19 protein-coding genes are annotated in these 21,647 nt (G+C 59.0%); 12 read left to right on the forward strand and 7 right to left on the reverse strand.

From position 1 onward, the window contains the following. Positions 1-15 precede the first annotated feature (15 nt). From J0X15_RS07885 to J0X15_RS07905, 5 genes are all read right to left on the reverse strand, one after another. Positions 16-1,365, reverse strand: coding sequence for an adenylate/guanylate cyclase domain-containing protein (locus J0X15_RS07885; RefSeq protein WP_206939519.1), 1,350 nt, complete (start codon positions 1,363-1,365; stop codon positions 16-18). Positions 1,366-1,428: 63 nt separating this feature from the next. Next, the gene (locus J0X15_RS07890; protein ID WP_206939520.1) at positions 1,429-1,656 is read right to left on the reverse strand and encodes a hypothetical protein; all 228 of its coding nucleotides are present in this window, start codon (positions 1,654-1,656) and stop codon (positions 1,429-1,431) included. Further along, entirely contained in the window at positions 1,653-2,477 is an 825-nt protein-coding gene (locus J0X15_RS07895) for an MBL fold metallo-hydrolase (protein WP_206939522.1), read from the reverse strand. Before J0X15_RS07895 ends, J0X15_RS07890 begins: the two co-directional genes overlap by 4 nt. A gap of 11 nt (positions 2,478-2,488) precedes the next feature. Next, on the reverse strand, positions 2,489-2,944 hold the full coding sequence (locus J0X15_RS07900) for a cyclic nucleotide-binding domain-containing protein (protein WP_206939525.1): 456 nt from the start codon (positions 2,942-2,944) through the stop codon (positions 2,489-2,491). Positions 2,945-3,064: 120 nt separating this feature from the next. Beyond that, the gene (locus J0X15_RS07905) at positions 3,065-5,653 is read right to left on the reverse strand and encodes an ABC transporter ATP-binding protein/permease (protein ID WP_206939528.1); all 2,589 of its coding nucleotides are present in this window, start codon (positions 5,651-5,653) and stop codon (positions 3,065-3,067) included. Positions 5,654-5,927: 274 nt separating this feature from the next. Between J0X15_RS07905 and J0X15_RS07910 the strand changes: the two genes are divergently transcribed. The 7 genes from J0X15_RS07910 (at position 5,928) to J0X15_RS07940 (ending at position 13,615) form a co-directional block, all read left to right on the forward strand. Beyond that, positions 5,928-7,205: a glycosyltransferase family protein gene (locus J0X15_RS07910; RefSeq protein ID WP_206939529.1), complete on the forward strand. Its 1,278-nt coding sequence runs from the start codon at positions 5,928-5,930 to the stop codon at positions 7,203-7,205. 125 nt (positions 7,206-7,330) lie between these two features. Next, on the forward strand, positions 7,331-8,551 hold the full coding sequence (locus J0X15_RS07915; protein WP_206939531.1) for a glycosyltransferase family 4 protein: 1,221 nt from the start codon (positions 7,331-7,333) through the stop codon (positions 8,549-8,551). A gap of 20 nt (positions 8,552-8,571) precedes the next feature. After that, entirely contained in the window at positions 8,572-9,717 is a 1,146-nt protein-coding gene (locus tag J0X15_RS07920; protein WP_206939533.1) for a glycosyltransferase family 4 protein, read from the forward strand. Beyond that, a complete protein-coding gene (locus J0X15_RS07925; protein ID WP_206939535.1) occupies positions 9,714-10,868 on the forward strand; it encodes a glycosyltransferase family protein in 1,155 nt (384 codons plus the stop codon). Before J0X15_RS07920 ends, J0X15_RS07925 begins: the two co-directional genes overlap by 4 nt. After that, positions 10,865-11,641 (forward strand): polysaccharide deacetylase family protein, encoded by a 777-nt coding sequence (locus J0X15_RS07930; protein ID WP_206939537.1) that lies wholly within the window; start codon positions 10,865-10,867, stop codon positions 11,639-11,641. Before J0X15_RS07925 ends, J0X15_RS07930 begins: the two co-directional genes overlap by 4 nt. A gap of 46 nt (positions 11,642-11,687) precedes the next feature. Beyond that, complete coding sequence (locus tag J0X15_RS07935; RefSeq protein ID WP_206939539.1) at positions 11,688-12,560, forward strand: bifunctional helix-turn-helix transcriptional regulator/GNAT family N-acetyltransferase; 873 nt, start codon at positions 11,688-11,690, stop codon at positions 12,558-12,560. A gap of 53 nt (positions 12,561-12,613) precedes the next feature. Further along, the gene (locus tag J0X15_RS07940; protein ID WP_206939541.1) at positions 12,614-13,615 is read left to right on the forward strand and encodes an aldo/keto reductase; all 1,002 of its coding nucleotides are present in this window, start codon (positions 12,614-12,616) and stop codon (positions 13,613-13,615) included. Between the two features lie 76 nt (positions 13,616-13,691). Here J0X15_RS07940 and J0X15_RS07945 read toward each other — a convergent pair whose 3' ends face one another. Beyond that, on the reverse strand, positions 13,692-14,552 hold the full coding sequence (locus J0X15_RS07945; RefSeq protein WP_206939542.1) for a helix-turn-helix transcriptional regulator: 861 nt from the start codon (positions 14,550-14,552) through the stop codon (positions 13,692-13,694). 99 nt (positions 14,553-14,651) lie between these two features. Between J0X15_RS07945 and J0X15_RS07950 the strand changes: the two genes are divergently transcribed. Continuing rightward, a complete protein-coding gene (locus J0X15_RS07950) occupies positions 14,652-15,560 on the forward strand; it encodes an SDR family oxidoreductase (protein WP_206939543.1) in 909 nt (302 codons plus the stop codon). A 246-nt stretch (positions 15,561-15,806) separates the two neighbouring features. On the opposite strand, the gene J0X15_RS07955 is transcribed toward J0X15_RS07950, so the two are convergent. Beyond that, positions 15,807-18,038 carry an NADP-dependent isocitrate dehydrogenase gene (locus J0X15_RS07955; RefSeq protein ID WP_206939544.1) on the reverse strand — a complete coding sequence of 744 codons (2,232 nt, stop codon included), beginning with the start codon at positions 18,036-18,038 and terminating at the stop codon, positions 15,807-15,809. A gap of 559 nt (positions 18,039-18,597) precedes the next feature. Here J0X15_RS07955 and J0X15_RS07960 point away from each other — a divergent pair. The 4 genes from J0X15_RS07960 (at position 18,598) to J0X15_RS07975 (ending at position 21,517) form a co-directional block, all read left to right on the forward strand. Beyond that, a complete protein-coding gene (locus J0X15_RS07960; protein ID WP_209015177.1) occupies positions 18,598-18,990 on the forward strand; it encodes a MarR family winged helix-turn-helix transcriptional regulator in 393 nt (130 codons plus the stop codon). Between the two features lie 94 nt (positions 18,991-19,084). Beyond that, positions 19,085-20,347, forward strand: coding sequence for a beta-ketoacyl-ACP synthase II (gene fabF / locus J0X15_RS07965; protein ID WP_206939546.1), 1,263 nt, complete (start codon positions 19,085-19,087; stop codon positions 20,345-20,347). 67 nt (positions 20,348-20,414) lie between these two features. After that, positions 20,415-20,972 carry a helix-turn-helix domain-containing protein gene (locus tag J0X15_RS07970; RefSeq protein WP_206939547.1) on the forward strand — a complete coding sequence of 186 codons (558 nt, stop codon included), beginning with the start codon at positions 20,415-20,417 and terminating at the stop codon, positions 20,970-20,972. Further along, a complete protein-coding gene (locus tag J0X15_RS07975; protein ID WP_206939548.1) occupies positions 20,969-21,517 on the forward strand; it encodes a GNAT family N-acetyltransferase in 549 nt (182 codons plus the stop codon). The genes J0X15_RS07970 and J0X15_RS07975 overlap by 4 nt, the downstream gene beginning before the upstream one ends. Positions 21,518-21,647 lie beyond the last annotated feature (130 nt).

A 21,647-nucleotide genomic window follows, 5' to 3' on the forward strand; every position in this document is an offset into this window, starting at 1 on the left:
CCCCCGGATCAGCGCTTAAGCCAACACGATGAGGTCGACGGTGGTTTTTATCCCGTCGACCCGTTCCGCAGGGCGCTCATCGAGGATTTCACCTGAGAACCCTTGGTCGCGCGCCAGCGCCAGCGTCTCGGCGTCAGTCAGTGCCTTGCTCGACTGGCGCTTGTTGGCATCTTCCAGCTTAGCCGCCCGGTTGACGGCATTGCCTATCACGGTGAACTCAAGTCGCTCGGCCGTTCCAACAGTGCCGACCATAACCGGCCCAGAAGCAACAGCCGACCCGAGCCGCAAGTCTCCTGGCCATCCGGCGTCACGGAACAGGTGCTGATTGTTTTCCACCCGCGAAATCACAGCCTGAGCGGCGCGCAGCGCATCGGCAGCGAAACTCCCGGATGGGGCAACCGCACCAAAAGTTGCCAGAATTCCATCGCCGAGAAACTTGTCTACATGACCTCCCGTGGCTTCGATCTCGGCGACGGCCATATTCTGATAGTGCGCCAGAACGGCCATCACCATAGCTGGTGAAAGCGTGCTGGCAGTGGCCGTAAAGCTGCGCAGATCCACATAGAGAATGGCTGCTGGGCGCAGATGCCCCTGCCCGGCTTGCAATCCGGTTTCGGCTCCGGTGATCGACTTTGCCACTTCCGGATCGAAGAAGCGGCTCAGGTCTGCTGCTGCGGCATGATCCCGACTTGCGGCGAACAGCAATGCCCTTGCCCGAAAGATGACAGCCCCCAAAACAGCCGTCACCGTGATGATGACCATCGTCTTGTCCAACTCTGCGCCAATCAGAATCGTATTGTCAGTGAGATATTCGACATAGTTTCGGGTGATCCGCATGGCCCCCATCTGCGCGAAGACCGCATAGGCGACAAGCCCCAACCAGCCGATCACCGCCACCACCCCGGACACAAGAACAAAGCGCGGGTCGAAGCGCAGGGCGCGCAGAACGATGAAGATGAAGACATACATCAGCGTCGGCGTCTTCAGATAGAAGGTCGGAGGCTGGTCGTACTGGATGTGGAACGAGAATATGATCCCGACAAGCAAGGCCACGTCGGCGATGATGGAAAGATAAAGATACCAGTTCGGCAATTCAACCCGATAGGAGAGCCAGAGTCTGATGAGCGTGAAGAGAAAATAGCCACCCAGCGCCAGGGGCACGAAGTTGAAGCCGGAGCTGCCTTCGGCCCGCGGCGCCAATGTGTAAAGGGTGGAGAAAAACAAGACGATGGCCAGCTGCACCCAGCCGATCAATTGTTCGGACTGACGTTCCGCCGCATGAATTTGCGCCTGAACACGCTGCGGCAATCGGGTGGCCGACCCAATGGGCGCAGGCACAACAGTTTCTTCATCTTGAACCGGCATGGGCAGCGTTCCTACTCTTCAGGTCTTGTAGAAACCCTATACCAGCTCTTGTTCAAACGCTTGTCACAGACGTTCACTTGCCTGTCGCGCTCGATATCTTTCGTAACATGTCATGGCGATCGCCATGACCCCGCCAAAGACAATCACAGCAATAACGAACCGTTGCCAAGGCGATCCAGGCACATGGGTATTGAAAAGCAGCTGTACGAGCGCGAAAGGAACACCGTAGACCAGCACCTTGAGGAGGAATTTCAACCCGGCTCTGAGCGGCACCTTCCGACCCTGCATCATGGCGTCAGAACCATGCCTTCACTGGCAATCAACGCGCCGGGATGCGCTTCTGCTACGGCCATGCCGATCTCATCGAGTTCGTCATCGGAGCGGCGCGGATCGTGGTGGAACATCACCGGGACCTGGACATTCGCGGCCTTGGACAACTCCAGAGCCCTTTCCCAGGTAGAATGACCCCAGCCTTTGTAGACTTCATATTCGGCATTCGAGAACATCGCATCATAGATCATAATGTCCGTGCCCTGAACAAAGGCCTGCAGATTGGCATCGATCTCTGCATCGCCATGTTCGTGATCGGTGATGATGCAGATCGACTTGCCCTTGAATTCAAACCGGTAGCCGCAGGCGCCACCGGGGTGGTTGAGGCGGACCGTCTTGATCTTGAGGTCTCCCGCAAACGGCAGATCGTCGCCTGCGTGAAAGCTCTTGAAGGTGACAGCCTTCAAGGTCTTCGCGGCAACGGGAAAGATCGGCGGGGACATGATCCGACTGATGATGTCGATCAGGCAGGTTTCATCCTTAAAATGTCCGGCCCAGGCGGTGAGGTCAAACCGCGGATCATAGGCCGGCTTGAAAAACGGCAGCCCACAGATGTGATCCAGATGGGTATGGGTAAAGAGCATGTTCAAATGGCAGGGACCGGATTTATACAGCTCCATTCCCAGATTGCGGGCACCGGACCCGCAGTCGATGAGAATGACTTCGTCGCCGGCACGCAACTCAAAGCAGGAGGTCTCGCCGCCATAACGCAAGGTGCTTGCGCCAGGGGTCGGGGTAGATCCGCGTGCCCCCCATATCCGGAGAGAAAACTCTGCCGTCAAAACCGTTCTCCCTAGTCAACCGCACCAGAGCGTGCTGCGGCCAGATCCCGTGTCGTGCGCTCCAGCCGCAAGGCCAAGGTTCGCATCACCTCCAAGGAAATATCAGGAAACTCTTTCAAGAGTTTTAGAAAGTCGTCCTTGGAGACCGTCAGGACATCCATGTTGCTGGCGGCGATCAAGGTTGCCGTACGGGGCACATCGCAGAGGATGGCAATCTCGCCGACAATCGAATTCTCCTTAACATCTGCAACCTTGCGCTCCCCATCGGGGGTTTGCACAAGAACATCCGCCGACCCTTGAAGAATGATAAACGCGCTGTCGCCCTCCTCACCCTGGGTACACAGGCGCTCGCCTTCCTGAAATTCCATCCGATCTGAAATAAACGCCAGGAGGCGCAATTTGGTTTCGTCGATCCCGCGGAACAAAGGAACCTTGCGCAGAGCCTCGACTTCGGTTTCCAAAGACACCTTAAACCTCCACCGGGGCATCGCGCCCCGAAATTCCTGCGAACTGCCTGCCCAAGCCATTATGGCGACAGCACAATCCAAGTTCGATCAGCAAACCATTTTGTGGACGCGGGCTCAAGCTCAACTCTCCCGCTCTTCGACGATACGTCCTTGATCCAGAACTATTTTCTGCTCGAATTCGTCGCCGACTGTCGCACTCGACGCGCCAAAGATCAGAGTGCGCCCTGACAGCAGCTCGCGCAGCACGGCGCGCGCCTTCTTGTCATCTTCGCCAAGACCGGTCGCGATATCATCGAGAATGGTCACCCGCGCATTCTTCAGCAGCGCCCGCACCACTGCCAGCCTCCGGCGCTGGCTTGCCGACAGCCGTGAACCAGAGACACCGACGTGGTAATCGAACCCAGCATAGACAATTGGCTCCCGCAGGCCATTCTCCTCAACCATGGACCGGATAACCTCGTCGATCCGCTGACGTGCATCGCGCCGGTCTACACGGGCGCGACCGAACAGCAGATTATCCTCGATCGTCAGGGACGGCAGATAGACCTTGGGGTCGATGGCTTCGAAATCGGGAGATTTGTCGACAACCTCCTTTAGGAAGGTCTGCCGCGCCTCGATCATTTCCTTGCGCATTTCATCGTCCAGAACGCCCAGACGATGGCGCGCGGGCACCATCTTGAGGGCCAGACGAATCAGCTTCATCTTATCTTCGTCTGCCAGTCCCGGCTTGGCGCTGGCAGACTTGGCCAAGCGTATGATGCGTTCGTAGTCGGGCAACTCCTCCTGAGTAATGAAGGAGTAAGTGCCCAGAAGCCCGCTGTCGCCACTGACGTTGGCAAAAAGCTCGACCATGGTTTCAGCGATCTTCTGACCGATGTCCTGCAGCTTCTTGTCCAGCTTCTGCTCAGCCAGGAAGACCCTGACCTCCGGGATGGCGGACACTTCGTCCATCCGCATGTCTGCGTCGGAAGGCACCGCGAAGAAAAGGTTTTCCGCAAGAGACGCTGAATTGTTGAAGTGGTCGACCTGCCACAGCTCCGTCAGACCCGAAAGCTTCGGATCCTCGGCGATACGTGTTGCCAAAGCCTGACGAACGGCCAGAATTCGGTCGGCAAACGTGTCATTCAGGGTTGGATCCAGGCGCGACTGAAGCCCCAGGCGATAGACATCGGGTTCAAGACCAACTGTCTTCAACAGTTCCATTGCACGGGCGTTCAAGGCCTTGTCATCCCGAACCCCGGCCGCTTCCAGGTCATTCCACGGCGCGTCCAGATCGAGGATCAGGTTCTTGGTGAAGTTGGCTTCGCTCAAGCGGCGCTTGTACTCGACAAGATCGTCCCCCTCACGCTCGATTTCAGCCGTTGGACGATGGCGCAACCCGTAAAACAGATTGTCTCGAATAGTGCCGGTCCAGATGTGGACAGCCCCGCCGACATAGGCGATCTGCCGACCAAGAGTGGCTGCTGCCAGCTTTTCCAGGTCCTGTCCGCCGATTTCAACACGGCCCGACACTGGGCTGACGAGACCGGCTGCGAGTTGCAGGATTTCCGTCCGACCGGATCCGTCGGGACCGACAATAGCGCAGGTGCTGCCTTCCTTGATCTTCAAGGTCGCATCAAACAGCTCCTGCCCGGCAGCACCGCCTGAGAAACTGACATTCTTCAGCTCCAGGTCGCCTTCCAGCGACACAGCTTCTTCGGAGGTCAGACGCTCGACGGGATAAATGTCGACCGGATCAAAGTTTTCCACGACGGTCTGATACTTGACGTCTACATCGGAGACCATCTGATAGTAGGACAGCAGCTCTTTCCAGGGACCGGCCAGGTCCTTGTAGGCAGCAATCACCGCCAGCAGCGCACCGATGCTCAAATCCCCCTGAATGACCAGATAACCGCCGATCAGATAGAAGAAGAACGGCGTCAACTGGTTCATGAAGTTATTGAGAAACTTGATGAAATACTTACGGTTGAAGATCTCGTAGCGGATGCGGAAATTCTGATAGAGCCGGTCTGAAATGTCGGAGGAATGCCAGGCAGCTGTGTCGTTGGCATGGATTTCCGGCACGCCTGTGATGCTTTCGCCCACCTTGTCGGCGATGACGCGAATATTTTTCACCCGTTCCCGCGACAGCACCACGACGCGACGCTGCAGCTTCGGGATGATGTATCCTTGGATCGGGTAGGAGGAGATCGCTGCCAACCCCAGGAGCGGATCCTGCATGAAGATGAAGCCAAGCTGCACGACCAACATGCCGCCCTGATAGGCAGGCAGAGCGATGGCCTCGCCGATGAAGCCACCGACATCTTCCACTTCAGACGTAATCATCGGGATGATTTCGCCGGAACTGATCTTGCGGAAATGCGGAAGACGGAACCTCAGAACCCGCTGGAACAGCTCAAAGCGCAGCCGCCGCAACATGCGCTCACCCAAACGGCCCTTGTAGACGTTGAGATAGAGCTTCAGTCCATTGGAGGCGACAACCAGCCCCAGAAAACCAACGCAGAGCAGAACGAGGTAGGAGATCTGGTCGAATTCAAAGCCGAAGACTTCTCGCGGAAAACTGTCGCCCTGCACAGCGTCGTTGACGATAAGCTTGGGCAACTCGAGAAGCACATAGCTGATCGGATAGGAGAAAACCGTGACCAGAAGGATGAAAAGCTGCTGTCGCGCGCTGAATCGCCAAATAAAGCGAAAGAGGCTCTTTTCCATTCCCCAAACCCCGAGTTTTCAATCCCTTAATTTACGTGCATACCACAGGTCCTGCGGGCTGTAACCGCTTTGTCTCAAATGGATTGTTTGAGAACCCTCGGGAAACATACCGAGGCGAATGATCAAGCATTCTTGCACTTGTCCTGCCCACGCCTTATTGTCCGCGCAGAGAACACATAGTCCCCGGAGACGACGTTACGTCGTCTCTGCCTGGGTAAAATTTTGTCCAGCCCTGACAGGGCGCCTTCGGGTTCAGCGCAATTATTGGGGACGCATGCGCTCTCATCCTCCGAAAGTCTTGATCTACAGCCATGATTCATTCGGGCTGGGTCACCTCCGGCGTTGCCGGGCGATTGCCCATTCGTTGGTGGGAGAGTTTGAGGACATGTCTGTTCTGATACTTTCCGGATCACCGATCATCGGCAGCTTCGAGTTCCGCTCGCGGGTTGATTTCGTGCGCATTCCCGGCGTGATCAAGCTGCGCAATGGCGAATACACACCGCTATCTCTGCGTCTCAACATCGATCACACCCTGGCAATTCGGGCGTCCATCATCGAGCACACGGCCAAGGTCTTCGATCCGGATATCTTCATTGTCGACAAGGAACCGCTCGGCCTTCGTGGCGAAGTTCTGCCAACCCTGGACGCTCTGAAGGATACCCACACCCGCCTTGTTCTGGGCTTGCGTGACGTCATGGACGACGCCGAGATCCTACAGCAGGAATGGGACCGCAAGAACGTCTATCCCGCCCTGCAAGATCTCTATGATGAAATCTGGGTCTACGGCCCTGAGGGTCTGTGCAATCCGGTTGAGGGCGTCAAACTGCCCGAAGGCGTCACCGACAAACTGCGCTACACTGGGTATCTGCGCCGGGAACTTCCCGACGATGCCGACCAGGTGCCGACGCCAGAACCATTTGAGGGTGCGCCGTACATTCTGGTGACGCCAGGCGGTGGTGGCGACGGGGTGGAGATGGTCGACTGGGTGATGAGCGCCTATGAAAGCCGCCGTCATCCGCTCTTTCCTGCACTGATCATCCTGGGCCCTTTCATGCCGGCAGCCAGCGTTGCCGAGTTCACCGAGCGTGCCCAGCATCTGCGCGATGTGGAGATCATCCGGTTCACACCGCAGATCGAGCCCTATCTGGACCGTGCGACCGCGATTGTTGGCATGGGTGGCTACAATACGTTTTGCGAGATCCTGTCGTTCGACAAGCCGACCCTAATGGTGCCGCGGGTCGTTCCGCGGCGTGAGCAGGCCATTCGAGCCGCGCGGGCTGAAGAATCCGGTCTCTTGACCGTTTTGCCAATCGACCTCTACCCGGATCCCGTGCGCATGGCAGATGCACTTGCTATCCTTCCGAAAGCCACCCGCCCATCTGCTGCGGGTGTCGAAAACCTGTTGCGTGGCCTCGACCTCGTCGGAGACCGGGTTACTGATATCCTGTCAGACAAGCCGGATTCAGTGCTGCCCTTCGGGCCACCAAAGGAACACGCGGACATGGACGACCAGGACGGCGATTCAGATGAAGCAGAAGCCGTGAATTTTTAGCGCTCGTTTCGCCTGCCTGTCCTGTTCCACTCCATCGCCCCGGATTGCTCAGGTTGTTGCAAGAGCTCCCACTTTCACTCGGTTCATACGACCTGCAGCTCTAGAAAAAGAAGATCGTTCGTTCCATGTCCCGCATCGCAGTCGTGGTCAAAGGCTATCCCCGCCTGTCCGAAACATTCATCGCCCAAGAAATGCTTGGACTGGAGCAACGCGGCATCCCGATCCTGATCGTGGCCCTGCGCAAGCCCTACGATCCGTTCATTCATGAGCTGCATCGGCAGATCAAGGCCGACGTGCTCTATTTGCCAGAGTATGTGAAAGACGATCCGGCGCGGGTGGCGCGGGCCAAACGCTGGGCGGAGAAACAGCCGACCTACGCATCGGCAAAAGCTCTCTTTGATGCAGACTACGCTCAAGAGAGCAATGCAGGGCGCCAGCGGCGTTGGGCGCAGGGCTGTGTGTTTGCCCATGAGCTGCCCGACGACATCAGTTGGATCCACACCCACTACCTGCACACGCCCTGTTCCGTGTCGCGCTATGCGGCGCACCTGAGCGACCGCCAATGGTCGTTTTCTGCTCACGCCAAAGACATCTGGACCAGTGAAGAGTGGGATCTGCGCGCCAAGCTGAACGACAGCGCTTGGGGCGTCACCTGCACAGGCGTCAACGCCGCCCATCTGAAGGGCCTATGCGATGATCCGGACAAGATCGAGCTGGTCTATCACGGATTGGATTTTTCCGGTTTTCCGGAACCGTCCGGCGCCCCCTCGCAACGTGATGGATCGGGAGAGCCCATACGCATCGTCTCCGTCGGACGTGCAGTCGCCAAGAAAGGGTATGACGATCTGCTGACAGCTCTGGCACAGTTGCCCGACACGCTGAACTGGCAGTTCACCCACATCGGCGGTGGAGAATTATCAGAGGCCCTGAAAGCTCAGGCCGACCAGCTCGGCTTGAGTGAGCGGGTCATCTGGCGCGGGGCCCAGCCGCGCGAAACGGTGATCGAAACGCTGCAGCGGGCTGATCTGTTCGTTCTGCCATCCAAGATCACTCCTTCTGGCGACCGCGATGGATTACCTAACGTTTTGATGGAAGCCCAGTCGTTAGGACTTTGCTGCCTGTCCACCCAAGTCTCTGCCATTCCGGAGTTGATTACCAATGGTCAGACCGGCTGCCTTGTTGCGCCTGGCGCGCCTGATGCCTTGGCGCCGGCGCTGGCCAAGTTGATCGTAGAACCTGAAACCCGTGCTACCCTCGGCCGCAACGCCAGTGCTCACGTCCGCAAGGCATTTTCTGCCAATCCGGGTCTCGATCATCTGGCAGGAAAATTCTCCAAGATCCTCTGACCTTTCAAGAGAGCGCGCTCGTGCAAATTGCCTTCACAGCCCCAATGAAGCCGCTCGACGATCCGGTGCCTTCCGGCGACCGGACCATGGGGCGTCTGATCGTTCAGGCGCTTGAACTGGCCGGACATGAGGTCACAACCGCAACCCGGTTTCGCGCCTGGCTGCGCGATCCGACAAGCACCGGGTTTGCCGACCTGAAGGATGCTGCCTTGGCCGAGGCACAACGGATCGGTGACAGCTGGAAGGCAAGTGGCACGCGGCCCGATCTTTTCCTGACATATCACCTGTATCACAAGGCACCGGACTGGATCGGCCCGGCTCTGGCGAAGCGCTTCGCCATTCCCTATGCAGTGATCGAGGCAAGCCGCGCGCCAAAACGCCAGACCGGCCCCTGGGCGCCGGGGTTCGCAGCAGCAGACGCAGCCCTTGCGCGTGCCGATCAGGTAGCCGCTCTGCATGCAGCAGACGCCCAATGCCTGGCCGCCCTGCTGCCACCTCGCCGGCTTCAGGTTCTGCTGCCGTTTCTTGACACCTCGCCCTTCGGTAACGCGGCCAGTGCGCCGCGCCTACCTCAAGATCACGCTCCCCGGCTGCTGGCAGTTGGCATGATGCGAGAAGGCGACAAGGCACGATCCTACGAAATTCTGGCGGAGGCACTGGGGCACATTCTGGACCTCCCCTGGAGCCTCACCATCGTCGGCGACGGACCGGCACGCACGCATGTGGAGCAGCTGTTTCCGCCCGAGCGTGTGACCTTCACCGGAGCGACTGCGCCGGAAAACATACCGGACATCTATGCAGCGCACGACCTATTCGTCTGGCCTGCCATCCGGGAAGCGTTCGGCTTCGTCTTTCTGGAAGCCCAGGCGAGCGGGCTTGGCGTCATCGCCGGAAACACCTTCGGCGTGCCGGATATCGTCAAGGACGGGGAAACCGGCCTGCTGGCCCCTGAAGGCGACGCCATGGCCCTTGCGCTGAAACTGCGCGAGGCCCTGAGCAACCCGGAGCGCATCGCGAACATGGGGCATGCCGCAGCGGACCACATCCGTCAACGACATACCTTGCAAGAAGGTGCCCGCAGGCTGTCGGCTTTTCTGGAAGCCGCCCAGGACCAGTTCTGGGAACGCTCTCCCAACAACAGATCCTTCACCGTCGAGGGTTCATGACCACTTCCGCCTTCATTCACGTCCAGCACCTTTTGGGCACGGGTCACGCCGTACGCGCCACCCGTCTCGGTCAGGCTCTGGCAGCACGTGGCGTTGATGTCACGCTGGCCACCGGCAACCTGTTGCCGCCGACACTCGACACCTCCGGACTGACGGTGGTTGACCTGCCGCCCGTGCGCTCTCCCGATGCCGTCTTCAACCGGCTGGTGACACCGGATGGCACTGAGATCGACGCCAACTGGCGCGCGGCACGGGTAAAGGCCACGCTCACAGCCTTTTCCGCCAAGCCCTACGATCTGCTGTTGACCGAGACCTATCCCTTTGGCAGGCGGATGTTCGAGTTCGAGCTGGGAAAGCTGGTCGAGACGGCAAAGTCCAGCGCCCGACCGCCGCTGATGGCCACATCGATCCGGGATATTCTGGTGCGCAAGCAGGAGCTGTGGAAGGAAGAATGGATGGCCGACAAGGCCCTCGCCTTCTACGATCGGGTTCTTGTTCATTCCGATCCGGCTTTCGTGCAGCTCTCCGACAGCTTTCCCTTTGCTGACAAGATCGATCATCTGGTGCGTTACACCGGCTATGTCGGAGGTGCAGCACGTGCCTCCTCGACGGGCCATGACGGGATGGATGAGGTCGTCATCTCCTGTGGTGGCGGAGCTGTCGCGAGGGGCCTTCTGGAAGCAGCCCTTGTCGCGCGAACCTTGTCCGCCGTTTGCGGCGACGCCACCTGGCGCATTCTGGTGGGCCATGACATTTCCGAGGAGGCGTTTCTCAACTATCGCAACCGTGCTGGCGACGGGGTCATCGTCGAGCGCGCCCGACCGGATTTTCCAGACCTGCTCAAGCGGGCAAAGTTGTCAATCAGCCAGGCGGGTTACAACACCGTACTGGATCTGCTGATTGCCGGAACGCCATCGGTTCTCGTGCCCTTTGCCCAGGCCAAGGAAACCGAGCAGTCGCAGCGGGCCGAGGCCCTGGCTAAACACGGTCGTGCGGTGGTTGTCGCTGAAGACGGCATCACACCTGCGCAGCTGGCGGAAGCAGCCGATGCGGCTCTTGCCCTGCCGCGCGAATCGGCGGAAGTGCGGCTCGGCGGCGCTGAAGCAAGCGCAGATATTCTCTTGGCTGATCTGAAGGAGCGCTTCGGGTGAACGAAGATCTTGACCGCTTCAAGCGGCAGCTGACTGCCCATCTCGACTGGTTTTCCGAGCGGGGCCGCAAAGTTCGCTTCTGGTGGCGCGATGATGATGCCATTGAGCCGACGCCTGACCTTGAGCGGCTTCTGACGCTCGCCAACAGCCACCAGGTGGAAGTTGCGATGGCGGTCATTCCCAAGGATGCCACGCAAGCGCTGGCCGACCGGCTGCAAGACGAGCGTTATGCGGTTGTCCTGCAACACGGATGGCAGCACCGCAACTTTCAGGACAAGTCCAAGGGCGAAAAAGCCGCCGAGCTTGGAAGCCGTCGTAATCTCGATGATCTGTTGCCGCAGCTTCGCGATGGCAAGGCGCGCCTCGATGACCTTTTTGGCCAGCGCTTCGTGCCTGCCGTGGTGCCGCCGTGGAACCGGATTGCTCCGGCTGTTATCCGCGCGCTGCCGGACTTGGGTCTGACGGGCCTTTCCACGTTCACCTGGATGCATTTTCCGCGCGACCTCTCCGGGCTGACGCAGGTTCAGTCCCATGTCGACATCATCAAGTGGAAAAAACAGCGCCGTTTCATCGGATGGGAAAGTGCCCGCCTGCGGTTCGATCTACAGTTGGCCCGACGCCGGACCAACCCGCAGGAGCCGCTCGGCATTCTGTCGCATCACATGGCACACGATGAAGGGTGTTACGAATTTCTTGACGCGTTCCTCAGCATCGCGGCCCATCACCCGGGCGCTGAGTGGCCCCATGTCGCCGATTTGTTTCGCGGCAAATGACCGTTTGGAATTGACACGAAATAATAGCTGACTTAAGTCAGCCATTATGTTGAATGATATCGAACGTTGTCGGCGGTTCAGCCGGTCCGTGACCACTGTGGTCGGGGCGCTGGATACGTCGTTTCTGGGACGCGGACGCCCGTTAGGGGTTGCCCGGGTCCTCAATGCCATTGGTCACGGCCGTCAGGATGTAGCTGAAGTTCGCAGCTATCTCGGATTGGATTCAGGGCTCATGAGCCGCATGCTCCGCAGCCTGGAGGACGAAGGCCTGATCACCCTCACCGCTGATGAGCAGGACGCTCGCAAGCGCAAGGCGGAGCTGACGGAAGCCGGGCGGATCGAGTTTGCCGAATATGAAAGGCTTTCCGATGAGCGAGCCCACAGTCTACTGTCTCCCCACGCCAAAACCTCGCAGCTTCTCGACGCGATGGATCTGATTGCCTCGGCCTTGGGCAAGAAGCAATGGCAGGTTCGTGAACTCGATCCTCGTGATCCGGTCAGTCTTTATTGTCTCCAAGAATATTACGCCGAGCTGAATCGACGCTTTGACACCGGCTTCGACGTGTCTCTGTCTGCTGATCCGGAAGCAACCGATATGGTAACGCCCCGCGGCTCGTTTCTGGTCTGCTTTTCCGACGAGATGCCGCTTGGCTGCGTCGGCTTGAAAGGCACCGACAAGGGCTATGCCGAAATCAAGCGCCTTTGGGTATCCCCGGCCGCCCGTGGCATGGGACTGGCACGACGGCTGATGCAGGATACGGAAGACCGTGCCCGGCAGCTGGGCATCAACGTCTTGCGCCTCGACACCAACAAAAAGCTGCCCGAAGCAGTGAATTTCTATCGCAAGGATGGCTGGGTCGAGATCGACCGGTTCAACGACGATCCCTATCCGGATTACTTCTTCGAAAAAGTTCTTTAGGATACAGGCTCATTCTCGCCACCTGACTCGTATTTTCCAAAGGCATTCCCTTGATGAAGCAACGCAAGATCGGTTCGTCCACCGTCTCAGCCGTCGGACTCGGCTGCATGAACTATGCCCATGGGTACGGCAACGGCCTGCCTGACAAGGAAGCGACCGAGCTGCTGCTCAAGGCACTTGACCTCGGCTACACCCATTTCGACACGGCGACCATGTATGGCGCAGGCCGCAGTGAAACCATCCTGGGCGACACACTTTCGACGCGTCGCAGCGAATTCTTCCTCGCGAGCAAGTGCGTGCTGTTTCCAGGCCCCAATGGCCAGGGCCGGGAAATCGATGGACGGCCGGAGCGGATCAAGCAAGCCTGTGAAGACAGCCTGAGGCGCCTGAAGACGGACGTTATCGACCTGTATTATCAGCACAGGCTCGATCGCCACGTTCCGATTGAGGAAAGTGCCGGTGCCTTTGCCGACCTGATCAAGGAAGGCAAGATCCGTGGCTATGGACTGTCGGAGGTGTCTGCCCAGACCCTGCGCCGGGCCCATGCGGAGCATCCGGTAACCGCCCTGCAGTCGGAGTATTCACTATGGACGAGAAACCCAGAAATAGCCACGCTGGAGGCATGTCGTGAACTCGGCGTGACCTTCGTTGCCTTCTCACCGCTGGCCCGCAAGTTTCTCAGTGGCAAACTGAGCCTTGAGGACGTACGCAGTCCGGCTGAGGGCGACATGCGCGCAGTCATGCCGCGTTTTACACCAGACACCTACGCGAAGAACCTGGCGCTTCTAGACGGCTACAAAGCGATTGCCAGTGAGCTGGGCTGTTCTATGGCTGAACTGGCTCTTGCCTGGGTTCTGGCTCAAGGGAAAAATGTGGTTGCCATCCCCGGCACTTCAGATCTCGACCATCTTGCAGAAAATGCGCGAGGTGCCGATGTCGAGCTCTCACCCGACATCCTCGGCCGGTTGGACGCGGTCATCAACCAGTCCAACGTGCATGGTCATCGATACTCTGCTGGCCAGCTTGCGGATGTCGAGACGGAAGAATTCGCCTGAGGCAGCTGCTCCGCTGGCCAATCCCACTATTCCTCTCTGCTCGCGCTTGCTGGCCGGAGAGGAAAAGGCAAGTGCATTACTGATCCACACAGGTTGCCGGCGTCGCCGACCCACGCTGCATCAGGGCGGCGATCCGCTGCGCCGCCTCCGCCGAGGTGGGATTGAACACCAACATGCCAAGATCCGGGCGACCATCGACGGCAAAGGAAGAAAACTCCAGCTCCACCACACCGACATCTGGATGGTGCACCCGCTTGCTGCCTTCAGTGTAACTTGAAACATCGGTCTCCTGCCAGAAGCAGGCGAAATCCGAACTTGCTGCAGACAGCTCATCGATAACGCGCTGCGCTTCTTTCGCTGCACCTGCGCCCGCGCGAGCGACATCGGCTCGAAACGCACCGACCAGATAACGCGCGACCTGTTGCCAATCATCCGGCCGTTTTCTGGCACGCTGCGCACTGAACATAAGACGCAAGACATTCCGTTCTTCCGGCGGCAGAAGCGCATAGTCAGTCAGCAGGACGGCAGCTGCATCGTTCCAAGCAACAACATCCCAAACGGCAGTCCGCAGGATTGCCGGACTGGGAGACAGCGCATCAAGCACGCGCTGCAGGCGCGGCGTCACGCCTTCCTGCGGTTTGTAATGCGGCTCTGGCGGCCGTCCCAACCCCAGCATGAAGAGATGCACTCGCTCGGGTTCGGTCAACATCAGGCCGGATGCGATACGCTCCAGCACATCGGCTGAAGGTGCGCCGCCACGTCCCTGTTCAAGCCAAGTGTACCAGGTCGGGCTGATATTGGAGCGCTGAGCCACTTCCTCCCGACGTAAACCGGGAGTGCGTCGACGACCTCCGCCAAAGCCGAAGGTCATCGGGTCCAGCCGCGCACGCCGGTCTCTCAGAAAAGCACCAAGAGTGGAGGTCTTGTCCGATTGCATAAGGTATCCTGGTTATTATTATAATAGGATAAGATCACTACTTTAACAGGATGATGAATAGCACAAGATAGGAGGAACACCAAAACTGGAGCGTTTCTCATGCGTGTTTTTCTCACCGGAGCCACCGGATTCATCGGTTCCAAAATCATTCCCGAACTGCTGAAGGCCGACCACGAAGTCCTTGGCCTGACACGCTCGGATGCCGGAGCCGAAGCGCTCGCCTCGATGGGTGCTGACGCCTACCGCGGCACACTGGAATTCCCTGCGGGGCTGATTGCCGGCGTCGAGAATGCCGATGCAGTCATTCACACGGCCTTCGATCATGACTTTTCAAACTATGCTGCCAATTGTGAAAAGGACCGGAAGGTCATTGAAACCATTGGCGCTGCTTTGAAGGGCAGCAAGCGGCCATTCCTCATCACCTCGGCCGTCGGTTTCGGTCAACCAGACAATGGCGGCCCCGCCATCGAAGATGTCTTCAACACCGCCCAAGCCCATCCGCGCATCGCGAGCGAGCTAGCAGCAAACAGCCTTCTGGAGCAGGGACTCGACATGCGCATCATGCGCCTGCCGCAGGTCCACGACCTCTATCGTCAGGGATTGGTGTCCTATTATATCGACATCATCCGCGAAAAAGCGGCCGCGCCCTTCATTGGAGATGGATCCAATGCCTGGTCGGCAGGTCATGTCACGGATGTTGCAAAACTTTATGTTCTCGCCCTGGACAAGGGGTTGGCGGGGGCGCGCTACAATGCGGTCGCAGAGGAAGGCGTCTCGATGCGTGCGATTGTCGAAACCGTTGCTCAAGGGCTGGGCATTACGACCAAATCCATTGCACGGGAAGAGGCTCAAGCGGAGTTCGGCTGGTTCGCCATGATGGCGGGCGCCGACATGGCAGCCTCCAGTGCCCTCACCCGCGAGCGCCTGGGCTGGACACCCAGTGGCCCGGATCTCCTGAGCGACTTGAAATCCATGGATTACTCAGTCTTCACAAACAGGCATTCGTAAGGCGAACACGCACAGAGAGGACGCAGCGAGGACCAAGGGCAAGTCGAGCAATAGCATCAGCAGCCTGCAGGTCAAAGTGAAGCGCCACGCTCTCACCTTTCCTTGGGAAATACGCCTTTCCATCGTCGTTCTCCAGATTGCCCCGCGCATGACGGAGGAGAGTTTCGAAGCATCACTGCTTTAAAATACGAAAAGGGCGGTTCCTGCGAACCGCCCTTTTCTTAAGTCATCGAAGGTCTGAACGCCTTAACCAATCAGGCTGTTGAGCGTTGCGCTTGGGCGCATGGCATCGGAGACCTTGGACTGCGGCGCATGGTAGTAGCCGCCGAGATCGTTGGCCTTGCCCTGAACGCTGTTCAGCTCAGACACGATCTTGTCTTCGTCGGCGCGCAGCTTTTTCGCAATCGGAGCGAAATGCGCCTTCAAATCGGCATCCTTGTCCTGTGCGGCCAGTTCTTCAGCCCAGAAGAGGGCGATGTAGAAGTGGCTGCCGCGGTTGTCGAGCTGACCAACCTTGCGCTGCGGGCCCTTGTTCTCGTCCAGCAGCTTTTCAGTCGCCTTGTCGAGAGCGTCAGCCAGAACCGCTGCCTTCGGGTTGTCCTTGGTCTGGGCCAGATGTTCGAGCGATGCACCAAGGGCACAGAACTCACCCAGTGAATCCCAACGCAGGTAGTTTTCTTCCACCAGCTGCTGAACGTGCTTCGGAGCAGAGCCACCGGCGCCGGTTTCAAACAGACCACCGCCGTTCATCAGCGGAACGATCGAGAGCATCTTGGCAGATGTTCCGACTTCGAGGATCGGATAGAGATCCGTGAGATAGTCGCGCAGCACGTTGCCGGTGATGGAGATCGTGTCTTCGCCCTTGGCGATGCGCTCCGTGGTGTAGCGAGCGGCTTCTGTCGGTGCCATGATCTTCAGATCGAGACCCTTGGTGTCATGATCCGGCAGATAAGCGTTGACCTTCTTGATCAGCTCCGCGTCGTGGGCACGGGCTTCATCCAGCCAGAAGATGCCGGGCAGGCCGGAAAGACGTGCCCGTGTGACGCCAAGCTTGACCCAATCGCGGATGGGAGCATCCTTGGTGCGGCAAGCGCGCCAGATATCGCCACCTTCAACTTCATGCTCGATCAGCACTGCGCCGGCCGCATCAACAATACGGATCGTACCGTCGGCGGGTGCCTTGAAGGTCTGCGGATGCGAACCGTATTCCTCAGCCTTCTGAGCCATCAGGCCAACGTTCGGCACAGTGCCCATCTTGGACGGGTCGAGTGCGCCGTTCTTCTTGCAGAACTCGATAACCGCATCATAAACGCCGGCATAAGAGCTGTCCGGGATGACGCACTTGGTATCGGCTGCCTTGCCATCCGGGCCCCAGCCCTTGCCGCCTGCACGGATCAGAGCCGGCATGGACGCATCGATGATGACGTCGGAAGACACATGCAGGTTGGTGAGACCCTTGTCGGAGTTCACCATGTACATCGCCGGGCCGTTGTCCAGGGCAGCCTTCAGATCGGCCTGAATTTCGGCAGCCTTGTCGGCCGGCAGCGTGGCAATCTTGGCTTCCAGATCGCCAAGACCGAAGTCCGGATTGACGCCCAGTTCCGCGAAAGTTGCCTCATGCTTGGCAAACAGGTCCTTGAGGAATGTCTTGACCACGTGACCGAAAATGATCGGGTCGGAGACCTTCATCATCGTCGCTTTCAGGTGAACCGAGAACAGGACGCCCTGGGCCTTGGCATCGGCAATTTCCTTTGCGAGGAAAACGTCGAGAGCCTTGACACTCATGAAGGTGCCATCAATGACATCGCCGGCTTCCAGCGGCCAGCCGTCCTTGAGAACCTTGGACGCGCCGTCTTTGCCGACGAATTCGATCTTGGCCGCGCCGGCAGAGCCTGCAGCTACAGTCACAGACTTCTCGTTGGAGGCAAAGTCGTCCTTGCCCATGGTCGACACGTGGGTCTTGGAGGAGGCAACCCATTCGCCCATGGAATGGGGGTTCTTCTTGGCGTATTCCTTGACGGCCTTCGGAGCGCGGCGATCGGAGTTGCCTTCACGCAGCACCGGGTTCACCGCGGAGCCCTTGACGCTGTCATAGGCTGCCTTGACCTTCTTGTCTTCGTCAGTCGTCGGCTCATAAGGATAATCAGGGATCTTGTAACCCTGGTCCTGCAGCTCCTTGATGGCCGCATTCAGCTGCGGCTGGGAGGCCGAGATGTTCGGCAGCTTGATCACGTTGGCGTCGGGCTGCTTGACCAGTTCGCCCAGTTCAGCCAGATCGTCCGACTGCTTCTGATCGGCGCTCAGGTAATCCGGCATGACGGCCAGGATACGGCCCGCTAGAGAGATATCCTTGGTGCCGAAGGTGATGCCGGCAGGCGCGGCGAAGGCCTTGATGATCGGCAGGAACGAGGCGCTCGCCAGTTCCGGAGCTTCGTCGACCTTGGTGTAAATGATGTCAGGACGGTTGGTATCGGCCATGTCGGTCTGATGTCCTCAAAGCTACTGAGAGATCCGTGCGATTGCAGGCGCGCTGAATTCCAGCTTGCGCCACGCGGTTCGCGGATCTGTATACGGATGTATTCAATCTTTTTCCAGCCCCTTTGCGCGGCAGGTTGTCGGACCCTAGCAAAGCACACAGGAAAGGCAACTGGAGGAAGCGCAGGATGGGTAAACGTCTCACCTAGATCTTGCTCCTTGCCGTCATCTCCCCTCCGTCATCCTCGGGCTCGACCCGAGGATCCATGCCGTGAGGTCACGGCAGGCACGGGCGCCAGCGAATGGAGAAAGGGAACGGCATGGATCCCGGATCAAGTCCGGGATGAAGGCAAGCGGTGTGAAGCGACGCCCGCGCCTCGCGGCGTCCCGGATGGACCTGCCGTTGGTCGGAGGCTTCTCAGGCCCTGCCCAGCGGGACATGGTTTGGCAACTCTTGACCCGTGCATCTACACAGGCTACCTACTTGCGTGCAGATACACACGAGCCTTCCCCAGCCTGAGTTCGAGACCGTATGCCAGAGCAGCACGATTTCTCCCTTTGCATGTTGAAGAACGTCCGCAATGCGGCGCGAGCGATCAGCCGTCGGTATAATGCCTTCATTCATCACCTGGGCCTGACCGGGGCTCAATTCACGGTGCTCATTCTGGTGCGTAACAACCCGGGCAAGACAACATCGGACCTGGCGGCGACCGCGCTGCTGGAGCGCACGACGCTGGTGCGCAATCTGGCGGTGCTTGAGCGCATGGAGCTGCTCAAGAGCCAGCCTCTGAAGAAAGGCATTGGCAAGTCCCATCGCCTGACGCCAAAAGGCGCGACCCTTCTGGAGGAAGCCCTGCCCCTTTGGGAGGAGGCTCAGGCAGACCTGAAGGAAAAAATGGGCGAGGACTCCTTTCTGGACACGATCAAGGCGCTGCAAGCCCTCTCAAAACTTTGAATCATTTTCTCATCAGAGATTGGCACGTCTCTGATTGATCGACTCCATCGAATCTTGTTGAGTTAAAATGTGTATATACACGAAAGGTGAAAACATGCGGAAAGTCGTCATCACCGGCCTTGGCGTCGTGTCCCCTCTGGGGTGCGGCGTCGAAACCTTCTGGCAGCGCATCTGCACTGGTGCCAACGGCATTCGGGCCGTCACACGGTTTGATACCGAGGGCTATGCCTGCCGCATCGCCGGAGAAGTCCCGTCCATCGCCGAAGATCCCATTGGCGGGTTCGATGTGGATCAGGTTCTGGCACCTCGCGATCAGCGCCGTATGGATCGCTTCATCCACTTTGCCATCGCAGCTGCTGACGAGGCACTGAGACAATCCGGGTTCACGCCCAAAACCGAGTTTGAGAAAACCCGCAGCGGCACGATGATCGCAACTGGCGTCGGCGGTTTTCCGGCAATGACGGCAGCGGCAGAGCTTGTGGCGGAAAAGGGCCCGCGGCGTGTATCGCCGTTTCTTGTACCGTCCTTTCTGGCCAACCTTGCCAGCGGACAGGTCTCCATTCGCCATGGCCTCAAGGGCCCGATTGGCGCACCGGTCACTGCCTGTGCCGCCAGTCTTCAAGCCATCGGCGACGCAGCCCGTCTAATCCGCTGTGACGAGGCTGATCTGATGGTGGCGGGAGGGGCGGAAGCCTGCATCGATCCCGTCAGCTTTGCCGGTTTTTCTGCCGCAAAAGCCATGTCGACGCGCAATGACGATCCAGCCGGAGCTTCGCGACCATTCGATCAAAGGCGCGATGGCTTCGTCATGGGTGAAGGAGCTGGTGTGCTGGTGCTGGAATCCGAGAAACACGCGCTGGCACGCGGCGCCACGCCGCTTGCCGTGGTCTCCGGTTATGGCACCGCCGCCGATGCCTATCACGTGACGGCCGGGTCGCCAGATGGAGATGGCGGCATTCGCGCCATGCAGGGCGCGCTGGCCTCCGCCGGTCTGCAAAACACGGACATCGGTTATGTGAATGCACACTCCACTTCTACACCGGTCGGGGATGCAGCCGAAATCGCCGCTCTGAACTCGATTTTCAGTGGGCGTGGCAAGGACCTTGCGGTTTCATCATCCAAAAGCATGTTCGGCCACCTGCTCGGTGCGGCCGGCGCTGTCGAGGCGATCTGCTGTGTTCAGGCACTGCTGAGTGGCATGCTGCCCCCCTCGCGTAATCTTCAGACACCTGATCCGGCCCTGCCCGACTTCGAGTTCGTCCCCGGCCAGGCCCTTGCTCGCGACGTGACCCATATTCTGTCGAACGGCTTCGGCTTTGGCGGCGTCAATACCAGCGCGGTTTTCTCACGCGCCTGAGTTCTGGCTTGCCAGCACACACATCCGGGATTAAGTCTCAAATATGAGATTTAATCCCGGATTCGAAATGGCATCTGACAGTATCCGGCTTGCCCGCCGATTGACCGAGCTGCGCCAGACGCGGCAGTGGACGCTTGAGCAGCTCACCGAGGAGTCCGCCGTCAGCCGGGCGACCCTGTCGCGGATCGAACGTGGAGAGGTCAGCCCGACGGCGCAGGTGCTCGGCAAGCTGGCCAAGGCCTATGGCCTGCCGATGCAAGCCTTTTTCACCGAGGCAGACACCTCCGCCTCCTTGCATATGCCCGTTGCTCAGCAGACGGTCTGGGAAGATCCGGAAACCGGGTTCGTCCGCCGCAGTCTTTCGCCCACATTGCCGGGCTTTCGCGGCAGCATGATTGAAGGGCTTCTGCCTGCGGGCAAGACCATTGCCTACGCTGCCCCACCCCTTAGCGGTCTGGAGCATCATGTGGTGCTGCTGGAAGGCGCATTGGAGGTGACGCTGGATCGCGATACCCATTGGCTCTCCGCCGGAGACTGCCTGCGCTTCCGGCTCGATTACCCCAACTCCTATCACGCTCCAGGCCCCCACGAGGCCCGCTACATTTTGACGGTGATCCTTCCATGACGTCTTCCGATTTTTTAGCAACATCTCCCATCGAACTTCTGACGCCAGCGGAGGCTGAAAGGGCCGTTGCGCAGCTCGGCGTTATTCTGGAGGCCTGTGTTTCCGAGGGCTCGGGTGTCGGCTTCGTCCTGCCGTTTTCGCAAAGTCTGGCGGAAACATTCTGGCGGGGGCGCCTTGCGGGCCTTATGGAGGGAAGCCGCCACACGCTGATCGCACGGCACACGGGCGCCATCGCCGGGACGGTTTCTCTCGAACTTGCGCCTCAACCCAACGCTCGGCACCGGGCTGAGATCTCCAAGCTGCTTGTCCATCCAGAGGCGCGCCGCCTCGGCCTTGCCCGCAAACTCTTGCAGGAGGCGGAACGTCTGGCTGTCACACTGGGCCGAACCCTCCTGGTGCTTGATACGGTCACCGGGGACCGTGCCGAGCGGCTTTATCCCACCTGCGGGTTCGTTCGCGTTGGCGTCATCCCGAATTACGCCGTATCGCCGGCAGGCACGCTGGACGCGACGACGGTCTTCTACAAGGATCTGACGGTAAAGTGAGGGATCACCAGTTTGCGACGGCGACATTTTGCGACAAATGAATACAGCCTCGACAGGATTGATGCACACGATCCGGTGTAAGTAAAAAGGTGCCATCTATCCCTATCCCGGAGCGCATGATGCCCATCGT

This window comes from Roseibium limicola, from assembly GCF_017313085.1.
Lineage (GTDB): Bacteria > Pseudomonadota > Alphaproteobacteria > Rhizobiales > Stappiaceae > Roseibium > Roseibium limicola.